Origin of the sequence: Streptomyces sp. SID12501 (assembly GCF_010550245.1) — a bacterium.
In the GTDB taxonomy this organism is placed as follows: Bacteria; Actinomycetota; Actinomycetes; order Streptomycetales; family Streptomycetaceae; genus Streptomyces.
On the sequence record NZ_JAAGLU010001053.1, the window covers coordinates 1 to 386 of the forward strand.

Consider the following 386-nt stretch of genomic DNA (forward strand, 5'->3'; position numbering starts at 1 on the left):
CCGTCGGACACTGCCGAGACAACCACGCGCTTCGTCGTGGACCCGACCTCTGGTAGAGCACACCCGAATGCCACGACCCAACATGTGGTCCGCCGACCCCGTGAACTGCCCGAAGTGCGATACACCCCATGCACGCGAGAACGGCAAGCCCACCTGCACCAGCCACAACCGTGCAAGCGAACCGTGGACCAACGGCCCTCTGCCCGGGCACTGGGTGTGCCGCATGCACGGCGGCCGGTCCCCGCAGGCGCAGGCCGCGGCGGAGCGTCGTCAGGGTGAGGCTCGTGCGCGGCGCGCGTTGGATTCGTTCGGTGCGCCGGCGGAGGGTGTCGCTGACCCCGGGTCGGTGCTGGTCGGGCTGATCGAGGTGTCGTCCGGGCTGGTGG

1 pseudogene is annotated in these 386 nt (G+C 70.2%); it reads left to right on the plus strand.

The annotated features are described in order from the left end of the window. Positions 1 to 67: 67 nt before the first annotated feature. Positions 68 to 386: pseudogene (locus tag G3I71_RS50745) on the plus strand (hypothetical protein); the annotation flags it as partial.